This window comes from Neisseria sp. P0019.S002 (genome assembly GCF_051957155.1).
Taxonomy (GTDB): Bacteria; Pseudomonadota; Gammaproteobacteria; order Burkholderiales; family Neisseriaceae; genus Neisseria; species Neisseria perflava.
In genome coordinates, this window is record NZ_JBQCWS010000132.1 from 1 (window position 1) to 452 (window position 452).

Annotated in this window: 1 pseudogene; it reads right to left on the reverse strand. The window is 43.6% G+C overall.

The features are described from left to right. Positions 1-355 (reverse strand): annotated as a pseudogene (locus ACTHTY_RS11925) (GNAT family N-acetyltransferase); the annotation flags it as partial. Positions 356-452: the final 97 nt, after the last annotated feature.

Genomic DNA, 452 nt, shown 5'->3' on the forward strand with positions numbered 1-452 from the left:
CTATAGATATATTGATAAGCGCGCTGCCTATGCCTTGCACCCTGAAATCCTTACATACGGCGATATCTTCTATATAAGCGTCCCGGTTCCCATTTTTTCGCAGTTTCACTTTTCCGAAGCATTTATCGTCTTGGTAGTAAAGCTATATTATCTTCTCAGTATTGTCCATCTATTCAAGGCACTCTGCCTCCTCATCCTCTTCATCCTATTCGTCTTGGTAGCTTTTTAAATATGGCGCTTCATAGAGTAATTCTGTCAAGGTCCCATTCTCGTTTTCATACCTCGGTATAATCTTACCTCTCACCTAACATGGTTCGCTGGGTTTATCGATATCTTTCAGGTGCCCTGCTTTTATCGCATCGGTGACAAGCTTTCCTGCAGCGAGTAGCCTGTTGCCGAAGATGGCGAAGCCATTGTCAAGTTGGGCATTTAAAGCGTGATCAAACTGCGTT